Genomic DNA, 14,712 nt, shown 5'->3' with positions numbered 1-14,712 from the left:
ATCCCCCATGCGTTCACTGCTTTGTCTGCTCACCGCCTGGCTACTGACGGCCTGCACCGGCCTCGCCGACGGCATCCGCCCCGTCACCGGCTTCCAGCTCGATCGCTACCTCGGCACCTGGTACGAAATCGCCCGTCTCGACCACAGCTTCGAGCGGGGGCTGGAGCGGGTGAGCGCCACCTACAGCCTGCGTGACGACGGCGGCGTCAAGGTGCTCAACCGCGGCCTGCAGAGCGATGGCAGCTGGCGCGAGGCCGAGGGCAAGGCCTACTTCGTGGACAAGCCTACCGAGGCGCGGCTCAAGGTGAGCTTCTTCGGCCCCTTCTACGGCGGCTACAACGTCATCGATCTGGACCCCGACTACCAGCTCTCCCTGGTGACCAGCTACAACCACGACTATCTGTGGATCCTCTCCCGCTCCCCCCAGCCGCCCAAGGCCAAGGTGGATGCGCTGATCGCCAAGGCGAGGGGGCTGGGCTTTGCCACCGACCAGCTTATCTGGGTCAGCCAGGATCCGGCCGGGAACACACCTTGAAGATCTTCCAGGCCACCCCGCCGGACATTCCCCGGGTCGCCCCCTGATGCTGAGCACTGCCACCGACAATCGGCAGGCCCAGGCCCTCTACGAGGGGCACTGCGACCAGCGGGACATCGACTCCTACGGCTAGATCAAGCCGCTCTGAGCCCCTGACCGGTCAGGTTTCGAGTCCAGAGTCCGGCATTATTCAGCCGGTGCATGGCGACAAAACATCCATACACAGCATGAATAAAGGCGACCCCGGGTCGCCTTTGTCACATCAGGGTCTGCCCCTAGAGCCGGAAGCGGCCTATCTCCTGCTCCAGCCGCTCGGTCAGGGACTTGAGCTCGGCGGCCTGGGCGGCCTCCTCCTTCGCCTGCGCCGCCAGCGTCTGGGAGACATGGCGGATATTCTCGGTGTTGCGGCTGATCTCGCCGGTGACCGAGGTCTGCTCCTCCGCCGCCGCCGCTATCTGGGTCGCCATGTCGCTGATGGCGCCTATGGCCTCGTTGATCCGCGCCAGGCTCTGGTTGGCGGCCTCCGCATCCTCCACGCTGGTGCCCGCCAGCTGACGGCTGGTCTCCATGCCCCCCACGGCACGGCGCGTGGTCTGCTGCAGCGCCTCTATCATCTGCTGGATCTCGGCGGTGGAGTCGTGGGTGCGGCGCGACAGCACCCGCACCTCGTCCGCCACCACGGCGAAGCCGCGCCCCTGCTCCCCGGCCCGGGCCGCCTCGATGGCGGCGTTCAGTGCCAGCAGGTTGGTCTGCTCGGCGATGCCGCTGATGGTGGCCAGGATGCCGCTGATCTTCTGGGCATGGCCATCCAGCTCATGAATGGTCTGGCTGGCGTCGGCCACCTCCCCTGCCAGGCCGCTGATGCTGCGCTGGCTCTGGCCGACCTGGGACTGACCGGCCACGGCCAGCCTGACCGCATCGCCTGAGGTAGTGGCGGCAAACTCGGCGTTACCGGCGATCTCCTGGGTGGCGGACGCCATCTCGGTCACCGCGGTCGCCACCATGACGATCTCGTCCTGCTGCTCGCGCACCCGCTGGCTGCGAGCCTCTGCCCCCGCCGCCTGGGTCCGCGACTGGGCCGCCAGTTCGACGGTGACGTCCCGCAACCGGCTGACGATGCCGTGCAGCCGGGCCACGAACAGGTTGAAGTTCTGGGCCAGCAGCCCCACCTCGTCCTTGCTGTGGGCCGCGATCTGCACGGTGAGATCCCCCTCGCCGTGGGCTATGTCGGCCAGCGCCTTGGAGACCCGGCCGAGATCGGCAAAGAGGTAGTTGAACATGGCGATGAGCAGGGCGCTGAACACCAGCAGCAGCACCAGGGTCAGCCCTACCAGCTGCCACAGCAGGCTGGCGAAGGGCGCCTCCAGCACATCCTTGTACATCACCATGGCGAGCAGCCAGTCGGTGCCTGGCACCCCCTGCACCGACAGCAGCACCTCACGCCCCGCTATGGTAGCGACGTGCAGCTCGCCGTCCCGGCTCCAGCCCTCCAGGGTCGTCCCCGTGAGGCCGGGGGCCAGCTCGGCCACCTGTTTCAGGGCCAGCTCCTTCTGCGGGTGGCCGACGATGAGGCCGGAGCTGTCGAGCAGCATGGCGTAGCCCTCCCCCTGCACCTTCATGGCCAGCACCTCGTCGATCAGGGCATCCAGGGAGAGATCCGCCCCGGCCACCCCGATCACCTGACCCTGATGACTCACCGGCTCCGCCAGGGTCACCACCATCTGCTGCATGGTCACGCTGACGTAGGGCGGGGTGACGATCAGCTTGCCCGCCTTGCTGGCGCTCTGATACCAGGGGCGCACCCGGGGATCGTAGTTGGCGGTGTTGAGGGAGGGATCGTGACGGGTCATGGCCCCTTGCGCCGAGCCGAAATAGGTGAGGCCGAAGCCGCCGGAGGTGCGGGTCTGCAGCAGGTGAGGCACCAGGGTCGCCTCGGGATTGTCGGCAATGACGGCGGCCAAGGCATCGACCGCGTGCTTGCGATCCGCCATCCAGTTGCCGATGGCCACCGAATGGGCGTGACCATAGTTGACCGCCTCGCTCTGGATGGCGCTCAGGGTCCGTGATTTGAGGGTGTGGAAGGCGACTATGCCGAGCAGGGCAGCCATCAGCAGCACTACCCCCAGGCTGGTCGCGAGCAGCTTGCCGCGCAACGAGAGTGTCATGACTACAAATCCTTGTGGTGACAGGAGGCCAGGAATACCCCCATATTGGTAGGTGATATCGGCGGCAGCCCCACTGGACTTTAGTGAATCCTTTTAATTTCTTCTTTATCAACAGCTGAAGATGCTGTGCATGCCACCGCGACCTCAGCCGCCGGGCACCGACATCCAGAGGCCGCCCGCAGGCGGCACTAGTGTCAGCAACGCCAGGGCGACCAGCTAGGGTGAGCGAACCCAAGGGCGGATCGGCAAGGACAAGAGAAGTGAGTCGCGCGGAGTGCGTCAGGGGTCGCCGGCGAGTGGCGCAGCAGAAAGGTTCAGGGATCGCAGAAATGCGAAAGGCCAGCTCAATGAGCTGGCCTTTCTGAAAATGGCAGGGGCGGCAGGACTCGAACCCGCAACCATCGGTTTTGGAGACCGCTGTTCTACCAATTGGAACTACGCCCCTGCAACAAACGAGGCGAATTATACAAAGCCGGGATCAAAGGTAAAGGCTTTTTTTCTCACTTTCGATGCGATCGAACAATTCACGAGCAAATCGCGGCAATTTCCGCAACCAGCCGGGGTAACTTGCTGTATTTGCAGTCCCGCCGGGGTAGGAATGGGGCATAAATGGGGGTAGGGTGAAACCAGCTACAGGGAGGTCGTTCATGCTCAATTACCGCCTGCTTCAACAACTTGCGCCCCTCAACTTCCGGGATGAGCGCAAAACCGAGTCCCTGCCAGACTATCTCGAGCGGGTCTCTCCCCTGGTGCCCTTCATTCCCCAAAATGTGCTGACGCAATGGATTTACCGCCATTGGCGCGGTTTTGAGTCCAACTGGAGCTTTATCGACCTCGCCCGCCACCAATTCGAGTGCGAGGCCTGGGACACGGCCCAGGTCGTGAGCCAGATAGGCTCCCGTCACATGGAGGTGATCGAGCGCTGGGGCGAGATGCTGCGCAGCAACCGCTATGTGCGCCGCTCCTGGCTCGGCGAGGACATGCTGAGCCGGGGCACCTGGTCAGAGCCCATCATAGTGCTCGCCCCCGAGCCCGGCGGCCATTATCCGGACGGCCAACCCCTGCCGCTGCCATATTGCCTGCTGGAGGGGCATCACAGGCTCGGCTATCTGCGCAGCATGGCCGAAGATGGCCTGTCGTTGCAGCGTGAGCACCAGGTCTGGATTTGTCGACCCGTTCGCGACACTCAAACGTTTTTACCGGCAAATCCTGCCTCTGAAATAAATTTTTGACAATTCAAAAACCAGCCCTATAATCTGTCCGGTTTTGAAAAAGGTCGGGACAGGACGATGCCGTTTTTGATGAAAAAAGCAGCCTTGCAGACGGGTGGAGCGCACCAGAGCGGCCCCGTTGTTTCCGGTTTCCGACCCACAGATCCCCAGTTATTTTTAAAAAGAGCCCCTGTTTCAGGGGCTTTTTTTTGTGCCAGAAAAACCTTCATTGATGTCAAAGGGAATGCAGACGATGACCAATCCACTCTATAACAAACACGTCATCTCCATCTCGGACCTGACCCGGTCCGACATGGAACTGGTGGTCGCCACCGCTCAGCGGTTGAAGGCCGAACCCGACACCCGCCTGCTGAAAGACAAGCTGGTCGCCAGCTGCTTCTTCGAGGCCTCTACCCGCACCCGTCTCTCCTTCGAGACCGCGGTACAGCGCCTCGGCGGCAACATCATCGGCTTCGCCGACGGCGGCAACACCAGCGCCAAGAAGGGCGAGACCCTGGCCGACTCCATCAAGATCATCGGCTCCTATGCCGATGCGGTGGTGATGCGCCACCCGAAAGAGGGCGCCGCCCGTCTGGCCTCCGAATTCTCCCGGGTGCCTGTCATCAACGGCGGTGACGGCTCCAACCAGCATCCGACCCAGACCCTGCTCGACCTCTTCTCCATCCACGAGACCCAGGGCAAGCTGGACGGCCTCAACGTGGCCTTCGTCGGTGACCTCAAGTACGGCCGCACCGTCCACTCCCTGGCCCAGGCCCTGAGCCTGTTCAACTGCCGCTTCTTCTTCATCTCCCCGGAAGCCCTGGCGATGCCGGACTACCTCTGCGAAGAGCTGGAGGAGAAGGGCATTCAGTTCAGCGTCCACGAGACCATGGAAGAGGTGATGCCGGAGCTGGACATCCTCTACATGACCCGGGTCCAGAAAGAGCGCTTCGACGAGACCGAATACAAGCACATGGCCGCCAAGTTCGTGCTGGAGCTGGCGACTCTGGAAGGGGCCAAGCCCACCATGAAGATCCTGCATCCCCTGCCCCGGGTCGACGAGATCGAGGTCGCCGTCGACAAGACCCCCCACGCCTACTACTTCCAGCAGGCGGAAAACGGGGTCTATGCACGCCAGGCGCTGCTGGCACTGGTACTGAACGAAACCGTCTAAGGGAAAAGGGGAACATCATGTCCGAGAAGAACCAACTGCAAGTCGAAGCCATCCGTCACGGCTCCGTCATCGACCACGTCCCCGCCGGCCAGGGCATCAAGATCCTCAAGCTGTTCCAGCTGATCGAGACCCAGGAGCGGATCACCGTCGGCTTCAACCTCAAATCCGGCGCCCTGGGCAAGAAGGATCTCATCAAGATCGAGAACACCCGCCTGACCGAACAGCAGGCCAACCAGCTGGCGCTGTTTGCCCCGACCGCGACCGTCAACATCATCGAAGACTTCGCCGTGGTGAAGAAGCACCAGCTGAAGCTGCCGGAGTTCATCGCCGGGGTGTTCCACTGCCCCAACTCCAACTGCATCTCTCACAACGAGCCGGTGGACAGCTATTTCCGGGTGCGCGAAGTGAAGGGCGCTGTGCGCATGAAGTGCAAATACTGCGAAAAATCCTTCACCCAGGACATCGTCAGCGAGCGCTATTGATACTCTGTCGGGCCCTGCGGGGCCCATTTTTGACCCCTGTCACATCACTTATTCCCCCTTTGGTTATAATTTGCCATCTCGCAACGGCTAGACATCGCTCATCACCTACCGAAATGCTCGTCATCAGTGTTTTTCGCTATGAAAAACAGGCGTGACAGACTGAGCGCCATAGCCATCTGTCATCGTCAAAGGAAGTCGCCATGGTCAAGACCCTCAGTCGCCCCCCGGAACAGGAGTCCGACCTGGCCCAGCTCGATGCCTGCCGCCAGATCATCGGCCAGCACTGCTACAGCACCCAGGAAGAGATCCGCCGCGAGCTGGCGGAGCGCGGCTTCGCCGACATCAGCCAGTCCACCATCTCCCGTCTGCTGCGCCGCCTCGGCGTCGCCAAGGCCCAGAATGCCAATGGCAAGAAGGTCTACACGCTGGTCGACGATCAGCTGGAACCCGCCGGCAGCACCCGCTCCGTGCACGACATGGTGCGCGCCGTGGTGCACAACCAGCAGATGGTGCTGGTGCACACCACCCCTGGGGCCGCGACCGTGGTGGCCCGCCTGCTGGATCGCCACGCCGATCCCGAGATCCTGGGGGCCGTGGCCGGCAACGATGTGGTGCTGATAGCCCCGCGCCACATCAGTCGCACTCGCCAGGCCCATGCCGCCGTGGTGCGCACCCTGGAGCAGGCGCGCTAAGCCAGCCCCGAATGCAGCAAGGCGACCCCTGGGTCGCCTTTTTATTGCCTGCGATCTGCCCGTGCCATCATGCACAGCCATAAAAAAACGGGAGCCCACAGGCTCCCGTTTCATTCGACTCGTCTTCTCGTGCTACTTCACTCAGGAGAGCAGGGCCCCCAGGCTCAGGCAGACCACGATCAGCACAGTCAGTATGCCGAGCAGCGGTGCCACCCACTTCAGCCAGCGCACATAGGGCACCTTGGCGATGGCCAGGCCACCCATGACCACGGCCGAGGTCGGGGTCACCAGGTTCACCAGACCGGAGGCGGATTGGTAAGCGGTCACCACCAGCTCGCGGCCCACGTTGGCGAAGTCGGCAAGGGGCGCCATGATCGGCATGGTCAGCACCGCCAGACCGGAGGAGGACGGCACCAGGAAGGAGAGCACCACTTCCAGCACGAACATCACGTTGATGAACACCACTGTGGAGAGGCCGGTCACAATGCCCTCCGCGCTGTTCAAGATGGTGTGGGTGATCATGCCGTTGTCCATCACCACCACTATGCCGCGGGCGATACCTATGATGAGGGCCACGCCGAGCAGGTCGCGGGCACCGTCGATGAAGTTGGAGGTCAGCTCCTCCTCGCTCATGCGGGAGATGAGGCCGACTATGATGGCGGCGGCCAGGAAGACGCCGGAGATCTGCGCCATCCACCAGCCGAGCACGGCCACTCCGTAGATCATCACGGCGAAGGCGGCCACGAAGATCCCCAGCACTATCTTGCGAGTCAGGGTGAACTCCAGCATCTGGTCGCTCTTGTTGCCGAGGAAGTGGGCACGGTTCTCATCCCACTTGTCGGCCACCAGGGACTTGCTGGGGTCGTTGCGCACCATCTTGGCGTAACGCATCACATAGGCGACGCACAGCAGCCAGCCAGCCACCAGCATGGCGACCCGCAGCCAGATGCCGTCGGTGAAGGAGATGCCGGCCGCGTTGGCGGCAATCACGGTGGCGAACGGGTTTATGGTGGAGCCCAGCGTCCCTATACCGGCGCCGAGCAACACTGTCGCGGCGGCGACCACGGGGTCGAAGCGGGCGGCCATCATCACCGGCACCAGCAGGGTGTAGAAGGGCAGCGACTCTTCCGCCATGCCGTAGATGGTGCCCCCTGCGGCGAACAGCGCCATCAGGATAGGGATCATCCACTCCTCGCGGCCACGCAGACGATCGGTGACGCGCTCGATACCGGCATCGATGGCCCCAGTCTTGGTCACTATGCCAAGGAAGCCGCCGATGATCAGGATGAAGAGGGAGACGTCGATGGCGCCTGCCTCATAGGTATCGTGGTTGTAGAGGCCATCGATGGGTGCCAGCAGCACGTCGACTATCCCCTGGGGATTGGCCTCTACCAGCTTGTAGGTGCCAGCCACCGGCACTTCCTTGCCGAGGGCTTCATTCATTACCATGTCGTATTTGCCGGCCGGCACTATCCAGCTCAGGGCGGCCACCAGGGCGATCAGCACAAACAATATGGTGTAGGCTGACGGGAACTTGAATTTGGTCATGGTCCAGCTTCCTTCTGTGGTGTGGTATCCATGTATCTGCGGGTCGTAGGGTTAGAGGTGTTATGCCGCCGTCACATGGTCGAAAAGCCGGGGGTCACCCCCCGGCACCACCGGCGACCTTAGTCGCCCAGCGTAGCCACCATCACTGCCTTGATGGTGTGCATCCGGTTTTCGGCCTCGTCGAAGACTATGCTGTGTTCGGATTCGAACACGTCCTCGGTCACTTCCAGACCCTTCATGCCATATTTGTCAGCCACTTCCTTGCCCATGGTGGTCTCATCGTTGTGGAACGCCGGCAGGCAGTGCATGAACTTCACATCCGGGTTCTTGGTGGCGTTGATGACGTCCATGTTGATCTGATAGGGGGTCATCAGTTTCACCCGTTGATCCCAGGCTTCCTTCGCTTCACCCATGGAAACCCAGACGTCGGTATAGAGGAAGTCGGTACCCAGCACGCCCTCTTTCACGTCTTCGGTCAGGTGAATGCGCGCACCTGTCTCTTCGGCGATCTGGCGACACTTGGCGACCAGCTCTTCTTCCGGCCAGAAGGCCTTGGGAGCAACCAGGCGGATGTCCATGCCCATCTTGGCGGCACCGACCATCAGTGAGTTGCCCATGTTGTTGCGAGCGTCACCCAGGTAGGCGAACTTGATTTGATCCAGACGCTTGCCCTTGCCGTGCTCCAGCATGGTCATGAAGTCCGCCAGGATCTGGGTCGGGTGGAATTCGTTGGTCAGGCCGTTCCAGACCGGGACACCGGCATAGGCACCCAGCTCTTCCACTATCTCCTGGCCGTAGCCACGGTATTCGATGCCGTCATACATGCGGCCCAGCACACGGGCGGTGTCCTTCATGGACTCCTTGTGACCGATCTGGGAACCGCTTGGGCCAAGGTAGGATACTTGCGCGCCCTGGTCGAAGGCCGCCACTTCAAAGGCGCAGCGGGTACGGGTGGAGGTCTTCTCGAAGATGAGGGCAATATTTTTTCCGCTTAGATGTTTGCGCTCATAGCCACCGTATTTGGCTTTTTTCAGGTCGATGGCCAGATCGATCATGTATTGGATTTCGCGCGGGGTGAAGTCCAGCAGTTTCAGGAAGTTACGGTTACGCAGATTAAAAGCCATGATGAGTTCTCTCTATATTTGTGTCAGACCAATTCGGGCAGTGTTGTTAACTACGCAGTGATTCAACGACTCAAGCATTCACGGTATGGGTGGCGACTATATTGGTGCCGGCTTCGCCTTTGAGGATGGCGAGGCCATCTTCCAGGGAACCGATCCCGACCATGCCGCCGGTTGCCTTGACAAATTCGCAGGAGGCTTCGACCTTGGGCCCCATGGAGCCGGCATCGAACTTGACGCCAGCCAGTTCATCCGGGCTGGTGACCCGCAGCGGGTGCTGGGTCGGCTTGCCCCAATCCAGGTAGACGGCATCGGCGTCGGTCAGGATCAGCAGGGCATCGGCCTTGATCTGTCTGGCCAGGTAGGCGGCGGACATGTCTTTGTCGATCACCGCTTCGATGCCGGTCAGGCACTGGCCATCCCAGGTCACCGGAATGCCGCCACCACCGGTACAGATGATGAGGTGGCCCTGGGCGATCAGGGTTTCGATGGCGTCGCCTTCGACGATGCGCTGGGGCAGCGGGGACGGCACCACGCGGCGGAAGAACTTGCCGTCGGCCTTGACCGACCAGTGCTTCTCGGCCGCCAGGGCGCGGGCCTCGGCTTCCTCATAGACGGGGCCGATAAATTTGGTCGGATTGGCGAAGGCGGGATCCTTGGGGTCGACCTGCACCTGGGTCAGCAGCGCGGTGACGTTGCGGCTCGGCATCAGGTTTTTCAGCTCCTGGATCAGCATGTAGCCGATCATGCCCTGGGACTCGGCGCCCAGCACATCCAGGGGATAGGGGGAGACCTTGGTATAGGCGCTGTTCTGCAGAGCCAGCAGGCCGACTTGCGGGCCGTTGCCGTGCACCAGCACCACGTTGTACTCCTCGGCGATCCGGGCGATGGTCTTGGCGGCGGTCGCTATGTTCTTGCGCTGGATGTCGGCTTCAAGGGGCTCGCCACGACGGAGCAGAGCATTGCCACCCAGGGCGACGACGACAGTTGGTTTTTTCATAGTGGTTGATCTCGATTCGGGGTCTGTGTGGCGCCAGCCTCTGCCGGCGCCACGCCGTCTTGTCAGATGCCGTCACGTTCCATCGGGCAGCTCATGCAGCGGGCGCCGCCGCGACCACGTCCCAGCTCTTCACCCGGGATGGGCAGCACTGTGATGCCGGCCTTGTCGTACTTCTCGTTGGTGTAGGTGTTGCGCTCGTAACCCACCACCACGCCGGGACGCACTGTCAGCACGTTGTTGGCATCGTTCCACTGCTCGCGCTCGGCCTCGAAGCTGTCACCACCTGTGGTGATGAGCTTGAGCTGATCCACGCCCAGCGCCTTCTCGATGGCGGTGACGAAGTAGCCCTCTTCCTTGATGTTCATGCCGGTGGCGCCGCCCGGAGTCAGGCTCCAGCAGTTCACATCCTTGCGGATGACCTCCGGATAGACGGAGAAGGTGTCTATGTCCATGTGGGTCATGACGGTATCCAGGTGCATGCAGCTGCGGTGTTTCGGCAGTTGCATGGCGATGACCTGTTTGGCCTGACCGTGCTTGAACAGGCCGCGTGCCAGGTGCTCCACCCCTTGCGGCGTGGTGCGCTCGGACATGCCGATGAGCACGGCGCCCCGGCCGATGACCAGGACGTCGCCCCCTTCGATGGTGGAGTTGTCGTAGTCACGATCCTCGTCACCGAAGTACTTGATGAAGTCCTGACCGGCGAACTGCGGGTGCCAGCGGTAGATGGCCTTCACATGGTTGGTCTCGCGGCGACGGGCGGCCTTGGCCATGGGGTTGATGGAGACGCCACCGTAAACCCAGCAGGAGGTATCACGGGTAAAGAGGTGGTTGGGCAGCGGCTCTATGATGAAGTCGGTCGGAGCGTGCATGCCGACCACCATGTTGACGCCGCTGAAGGGCATCTCTGAGTAGGTCAGGCCACCGGAGAGGATGCGGGCCAGCTCGCGGTGCGGCATGTCAGCCAGGAAGCAGCGCACGTCATTGGCCAGTGCGGTGCCGAGGCGATAATCGGAGACCTGGTGTTGCAGCAGCCAGGCTTTGGCTTCCGGCACATCCAGGGTTTCGGCAAGCAGGTTGGTCAGCAGGAAGACTTCGACATTCTGATCGCGCAGTACCTGAGCGAATTTGTCGTGCTCCTGACCGGCACGTTCAACGGACAGGACGTCATCGAACAGCAGATCCTGGCAGTTGGAAGGGGTCAGGCGCTTCAGACTGAGGTTGGGGCGGTGCAGCATGACACGGCGCAATTGGCCAACTTCAGAACCTACATAAAATTTGCTCATGATTATATTCCGTCTAGCAGTGGTCCCTGCGAGTGATTGAATAGATTCCTTCTATTCTGGCTCGTGGCTAAGGCGGGATATTCTTTATGTAGGGTACTCGGCTTGTGTTCTATCCTGCCCTTGCCTTTCGTGACAGAGGTTAGGACTAGCAATCACCGCAAACTTAGACATTGATCACATTCACTCTAGACTGAATAAAATCAGGAGTTAATTTATGATGGAGTTTACATAAATGACATTTACTCATTAACGCCTGCCGCATAACGACGCAATAAAGGCATGTTTTATTTCACCAGGATACCGTTTTCATTCATGCCAGATATCTACAAATGGATATGAACAATTATAAATAACCAATAAAATCATAAGCATGTCTGGTTTTTATTTTTTGTTTGAATTTTATACGTTCATCCATGCATTTATCCTCATAAATACTCCCGCCACTCACCACATAAATAGTCATCTTCATCCCTTCGCCTGAATAATCCATCTCTTGTCCCAGATCATGGCATCGGCGCCAACCCGTACGGGCAGCCCTCCGTATCAGGGTGCTCATCGCATCTCCTTTATATGGATATGCATTCTGAGCGCATCCTGGCGATGCTTTTCTCACCAGCGCCATTGCATCCCGGTTTTAAAGTTTTTTCATTAGTTGAATTTATTGCGCCACCTTGCGCCACTCCCGGGTTCGCCTTAACTCAGAAAGTGATCAGGATCACGCTATTTTCTATCACCAAGGAGATAACCATGAAGATCAAATCGCTGTTTCTGCTGGTCGCCCTGGTTCTGCCCATGACCCCGACCCTGGTTCAGGCCCAGGGCGCCCCCGCCATGCCGCTGGTGGTATGCCACATTGACCAGGCCCCCCAGAAGCTGCTCCCCGCCTACCTGTGCCAACAGCATGGCGGCCAGCAGCACCATTGATACTGCCCCAGGGGGAGAACGCCTCCTCCTGGGTTGTCAGTTCCCCACACCGGCATACCCCTCCCCCGATAAGCCCGCTCCTTCTAGCCGCTTCCGGCCAGCACCCCCATGCAACCCTCTGTGTTCACCCCTCGACCCGTCCTGGCACAGGTGCCTCTGACCCTGGATGCTGACGGCCCCGGCTCGCCTATCTGCGATCGACTCTGACCCTGGTGACTTTTCTGAACCTCAGTTAAACGAGCCGTGAGACATTCGCCATAGCAGACGTAAGCCAAGCGCCTCAAAAATTCTCGCCATAGTCGGAAGATAGGAGCAAAAAAACCGCACTTAAAAATCACAACTAAATGATTTACAAAGAAATGACATCATTATCATTTCTCGAGAAACGAGTTTCGAAAAAACGTTTTTCAACATGCCGTTGTCGTCCCCCGGGAAATCCTTATAGTTACTCCTGCACGGACGCAATGAAGTCGGTCAGGAAGACTGGCTGCCAGGGTTGGGCAAATGGACTCACCACAGGATGTGGTAAAGGACACCTCCCAGGACGGAGAAAGTGCGACGGGAACGGATGACTCGTCAGGCCATGATGGCTAAAGGACACCCCAAAGGATTGGGAAGGGGAAACCTAAAGGAAGAGGTATAGTCAGGGATTGCAGGGAGCAACTTCGTTCAAGGATATGAGCGATAAGACTATCGGGGGCGACGCAAGTCGCCCCCATCTTTTTTTGGGAATTTTTCACACTTTCCCTGTGAGCTACCACCCTGGCGCCAGCGGCCAGGGTGCCCACGACCAATCCAACCGACCTTACTCCAGCCGGAAGTGCCCCACTATCTCCCGCAGCCTGTCATAGGTGTGCTGCATTGAAGTCGAACTCTCAACCGTCCGCTCGCCATTGCCCTTGAGCTGGGTGATCACCTCGGCGATGGCGCTCATGTTGCGGTTGATCTCTTCGGCGACCGCACTCTGCTGCTCCGCCGCTGTGGCGATATGACTGATGAGATCGTTGATCTCCACCACTTCCCCCGCCATCAGATCCAGCGACGCATTCACCTTGCTGGTGTTCTCTGCCGCATCCTGACAGCTCTGCCGGGTGTTGCCCATGGCCGCCACCACAGTCTGGGTCCCCCGCTGCAACCGGGTCAGCATGGTCTGGATCTCGGCCGTGCTCTGCTGGGTACGGCCCGCCAGGGAGCGCACCTCGTCGGCGACCACGGCAAAGCCGCGCCCCTGCTCACCGGCACGGGCGGCCTCGATGGCGGCGTTGAGGGCCAGCAGGTTGGTCTGCTCGGCGATGCTGCCGATGACCCCGAGGATGGAGCCAATCTGCTGCACATCCTGCTGCATGGCGGCGATGGAATGGGCCGTGGTTTCCACCTCCGTCACCAGGGCGGTGACGCTGGCCATGGCCTGATCCACCACCCGGCGCGACTGGCTCGCGAGCTGCTGGCTCTGACCAGTCAGCTGGGCCGTGCTGGCGGCGCTTTCCGATACCGAGACGGCGGTACGGCTCATCTCGTTGATTGCGGTGACCACCTGTTCGGTCTCTCGCACATGCTCGGCCAACAGCCCCTGGGCCGAGCCCGTCTGCCTGGCCAGACCCGAGATCCCTTCGTTGAGCTGGCCGCTGGCTTCCCGTACCTCTCCCATCATCTCCTGCAGCCGCTCGATGAAGCGGTTGATGCCGGCCGAGATCTGGCCAAGATCATCCTTGCTGGTCACCGTCAGGCGGCGGGTCAGATCGCCGCTGCCCCGAGACAGCTCCTGCACCAGATCACGCAGGGAGAGGATGGGGCGGTAGGCCAGGTTGAGGGCCACCATTGAGATCACCAGCACCAGGGCCGCGACCCCGAGCAGGGCCAGGGTGATCTTGCCGTTGAGCGCCTGGGTCATGGACCGGATGTAATCGAGGTCCACGTAACCGGTCAGGAGCCACTGGCTGCCACGGATATCCAGCTGATTGGGGCGAGACTCGCTCTCTCCCTGGGGTTTGCTGCTGTAGAGCACCTGGCCCTGACTGTCCGCAAGGGAGAAGTAGCGCCCCTCCCCGCTTACCTTGGCCAGCAGCGCCTTGAACTCGCTCATATCGAGGTAATAGAGGTAGGCGGAATCGGCACCCCGGGGCACCAGGATGGAGATGACCGGCTTGCCGTCCAGCTGCTCCAGCGAGCTGACGGTGATCTGGTTGTTGGCGGCGGGGATCAGCTTGCGCAGGGCTTCAACCCTGGCCTTGTCGTCGATGACCCCGTTCACGTCGAACGCCATGTCGCCGATCAGTTTGACGATGTTGTGAAAGCCGGTCTCCTGCAGCGCCTTCTTGACGCTGGTCACCCCGAGGTTGAGGTTCGCCGCCAGCAGCACCTTCTGGTTGATGTCACCGGCCAGCTTCTCCTTGACCAGGGTGATCTGCTCGTTGATGTTCTGGGTCGCCTGGGTGCGGATATAGCCACTGATGAAGTGATTGACGCTGAACCAGGCGGTGCCGATGGTGACCAGGATGGCGAGCAGCAGCAGGACGTTGATTTTGACTTTGAATGGCATGGGGTGGGTCCCTCCAAGTAGAAAGGGCCGGAACATGT

General features: G+C 60.8%; 13 protein-coding genes and 1 tRNA gene. 6 read left to right on the top strand and 8 right to left on the bottom strand.

Going from position 1 to position 14,712, the window contains the following annotated elements:
- Positions 1-7: 7 nt before the first annotated feature.
- Positions 8-535 (top strand): lipocalin family protein, encoded by a 528-nt coding sequence (locus tag OC537_RS15645; protein WP_168236008.1) that lies wholly within the window; start codon positions 8-10, stop codon positions 533-535.
- 275 nt (positions 536-810) lie between these two features.
- Here OC537_RS15645 and OC537_RS15640 read toward each other — a convergent pair whose 3' ends face one another.
- Together OC537_RS15640 and OC537_RS15635 are read right to left on the bottom strand one after the other, a co-directional pair.
- The gene (locus OC537_RS15640; RefSeq protein WP_111910887.1) at positions 811-2,700 is read right to left on the bottom strand and encodes a methyl-accepting chemotaxis protein; all 1,890 of its coding nucleotides are present in this window, start codon (positions 2,698-2,700) and stop codon (positions 811-813) included.
- A 368-nt stretch (positions 2,701-3,068) separates the two neighbouring features.
- A tRNA-Trp gene (locus OC537_RS15635) sits at positions 3,069-3,145 on the bottom strand.
- Between the two features lie 202 nt (positions 3,146-3,347).
- On the opposite strand from OC537_RS15635, the gene OC537_RS15630 reads away from it, so the two are divergent.
- The 4 genes from OC537_RS15630 (at position 3,348) to OC537_RS15615 (ending at position 6,259) form a co-directional block, all read left to right on the top strand.
- Positions 3,348-3,932 (top strand): hypothetical protein, encoded by a 585-nt coding sequence (locus OC537_RS15630; RefSeq protein WP_262112609.1) that lies wholly within the window; start codon positions 3,348-3,350, stop codon positions 3,930-3,932.
- A 232-nt stretch (positions 3,933-4,164) separates the two neighbouring features.
- Complete coding sequence (gene pyrB, locus OC537_RS15625) at positions 4,165-5,085, top strand: aspartate carbamoyltransferase (protein ID WP_005324450.1); 921 nt, start codon at positions 4,165-4,167, stop codon at positions 5,083-5,085.
- Positions 5,086-5,102: 17 nt separating this feature from the next.
- Entirely contained in the window at positions 5,103-5,567 is a 465-nt protein-coding gene (pyrI, locus tag OC537_RS15620) for an aspartate carbamoyltransferase regulatory subunit (protein WP_005324452.1), read from the top strand.
- 200 nt (positions 5,568-5,767) lie between these two features.
- Entirely contained in the window at positions 5,768-6,259 is a 492-nt protein-coding gene (locus OC537_RS15615) for an arginine repressor (RefSeq protein ID WP_005324454.1), read from the top strand.
- Positions 6,260-6,400: 141 nt separating this feature from the next.
- On the opposite strand, the gene OC537_RS15610 is transcribed toward OC537_RS15615, so the two are convergent.
- The 5 genes from OC537_RS15610 to OC537_RS15590 all read right to left on the bottom strand — a co-directional run bounded on the left by OC537_RS15610 (position 6,401) and on the right by OC537_RS15590 (position 11,767).
- A complete protein-coding gene (locus OC537_RS15610; RefSeq protein ID WP_025328664.1) occupies positions 6,401-7,807 on the bottom strand; it encodes a YfcC family protein in 1,407 nt (468 codons plus the stop codon).
- A 119-nt stretch (positions 7,808-7,926) separates the two neighbouring features.
- Complete coding sequence (argF, locus tag OC537_RS15605) at positions 7,927-8,931, bottom strand: ornithine carbamoyltransferase (protein WP_042644520.1); 1,005 nt, start codon at positions 8,929-8,931, stop codon at positions 7,927-7,929.
- A gap of 70 nt (positions 8,932-9,001) precedes the next feature.
- Entirely contained in the window at positions 9,002-9,928 is a 927-nt protein-coding gene (gene arcC, locus OC537_RS15600) for a carbamate kinase (RefSeq protein WP_106885525.1), read from the bottom strand.
- Between the two features lie 62 nt (positions 9,929-9,990).
- A complete protein-coding gene (arcA, locus tag OC537_RS15595) occupies positions 9,991-11,211 on the bottom strand; it encodes an arginine deiminase (RefSeq protein WP_106885524.1) in 1,221 nt (406 codons plus the stop codon).
- 343 nt (positions 11,212-11,554) lie between these two features.
- Positions 11,555-11,767: a hypothetical protein gene (locus tag OC537_RS15590; RefSeq protein WP_262112600.1), complete on the bottom strand. Its 213-nt coding sequence runs from the start codon at positions 11,765-11,767 to the stop codon at positions 11,555-11,557.
- A gap of 191 nt (positions 11,768-11,958) precedes the next feature.
- On the opposite strand from OC537_RS15590, the gene OC537_RS15585 reads away from it, so the two are divergent.
- Positions 11,959-12,135 (top strand): hypothetical protein, encoded by a 177-nt coding sequence (locus OC537_RS15585; RefSeq protein ID WP_262112598.1) that lies wholly within the window; start codon positions 11,959-11,961, stop codon positions 12,133-12,135.
- Positions 12,136-12,940: 805 nt separating this feature from the next.
- Here OC537_RS15585 and OC537_RS15580 read toward each other — a convergent pair.
- Complete coding sequence (locus OC537_RS15580; RefSeq protein ID WP_262112596.1) at positions 12,941-14,674, bottom strand: methyl-accepting chemotaxis protein; 1,734 nt, start codon at positions 14,672-14,674, stop codon at positions 12,941-12,943.
- Between the last annotated feature and the right edge of the window lie 38 nt (positions 14,675-14,712).

This window comes from Aeromonas sp. Marseille-Q5825 (assembly GCF_946892685.1).
In the GTDB taxonomy this organism is placed as follows: Bacteria; Pseudomonadota; Gammaproteobacteria; order Enterobacterales; family Aeromonadaceae; genus Aeromonas; species Aeromonas rivipollensis.
This window is presented reverse-complemented; position numbering and strand designations above follow the sequence as displayed.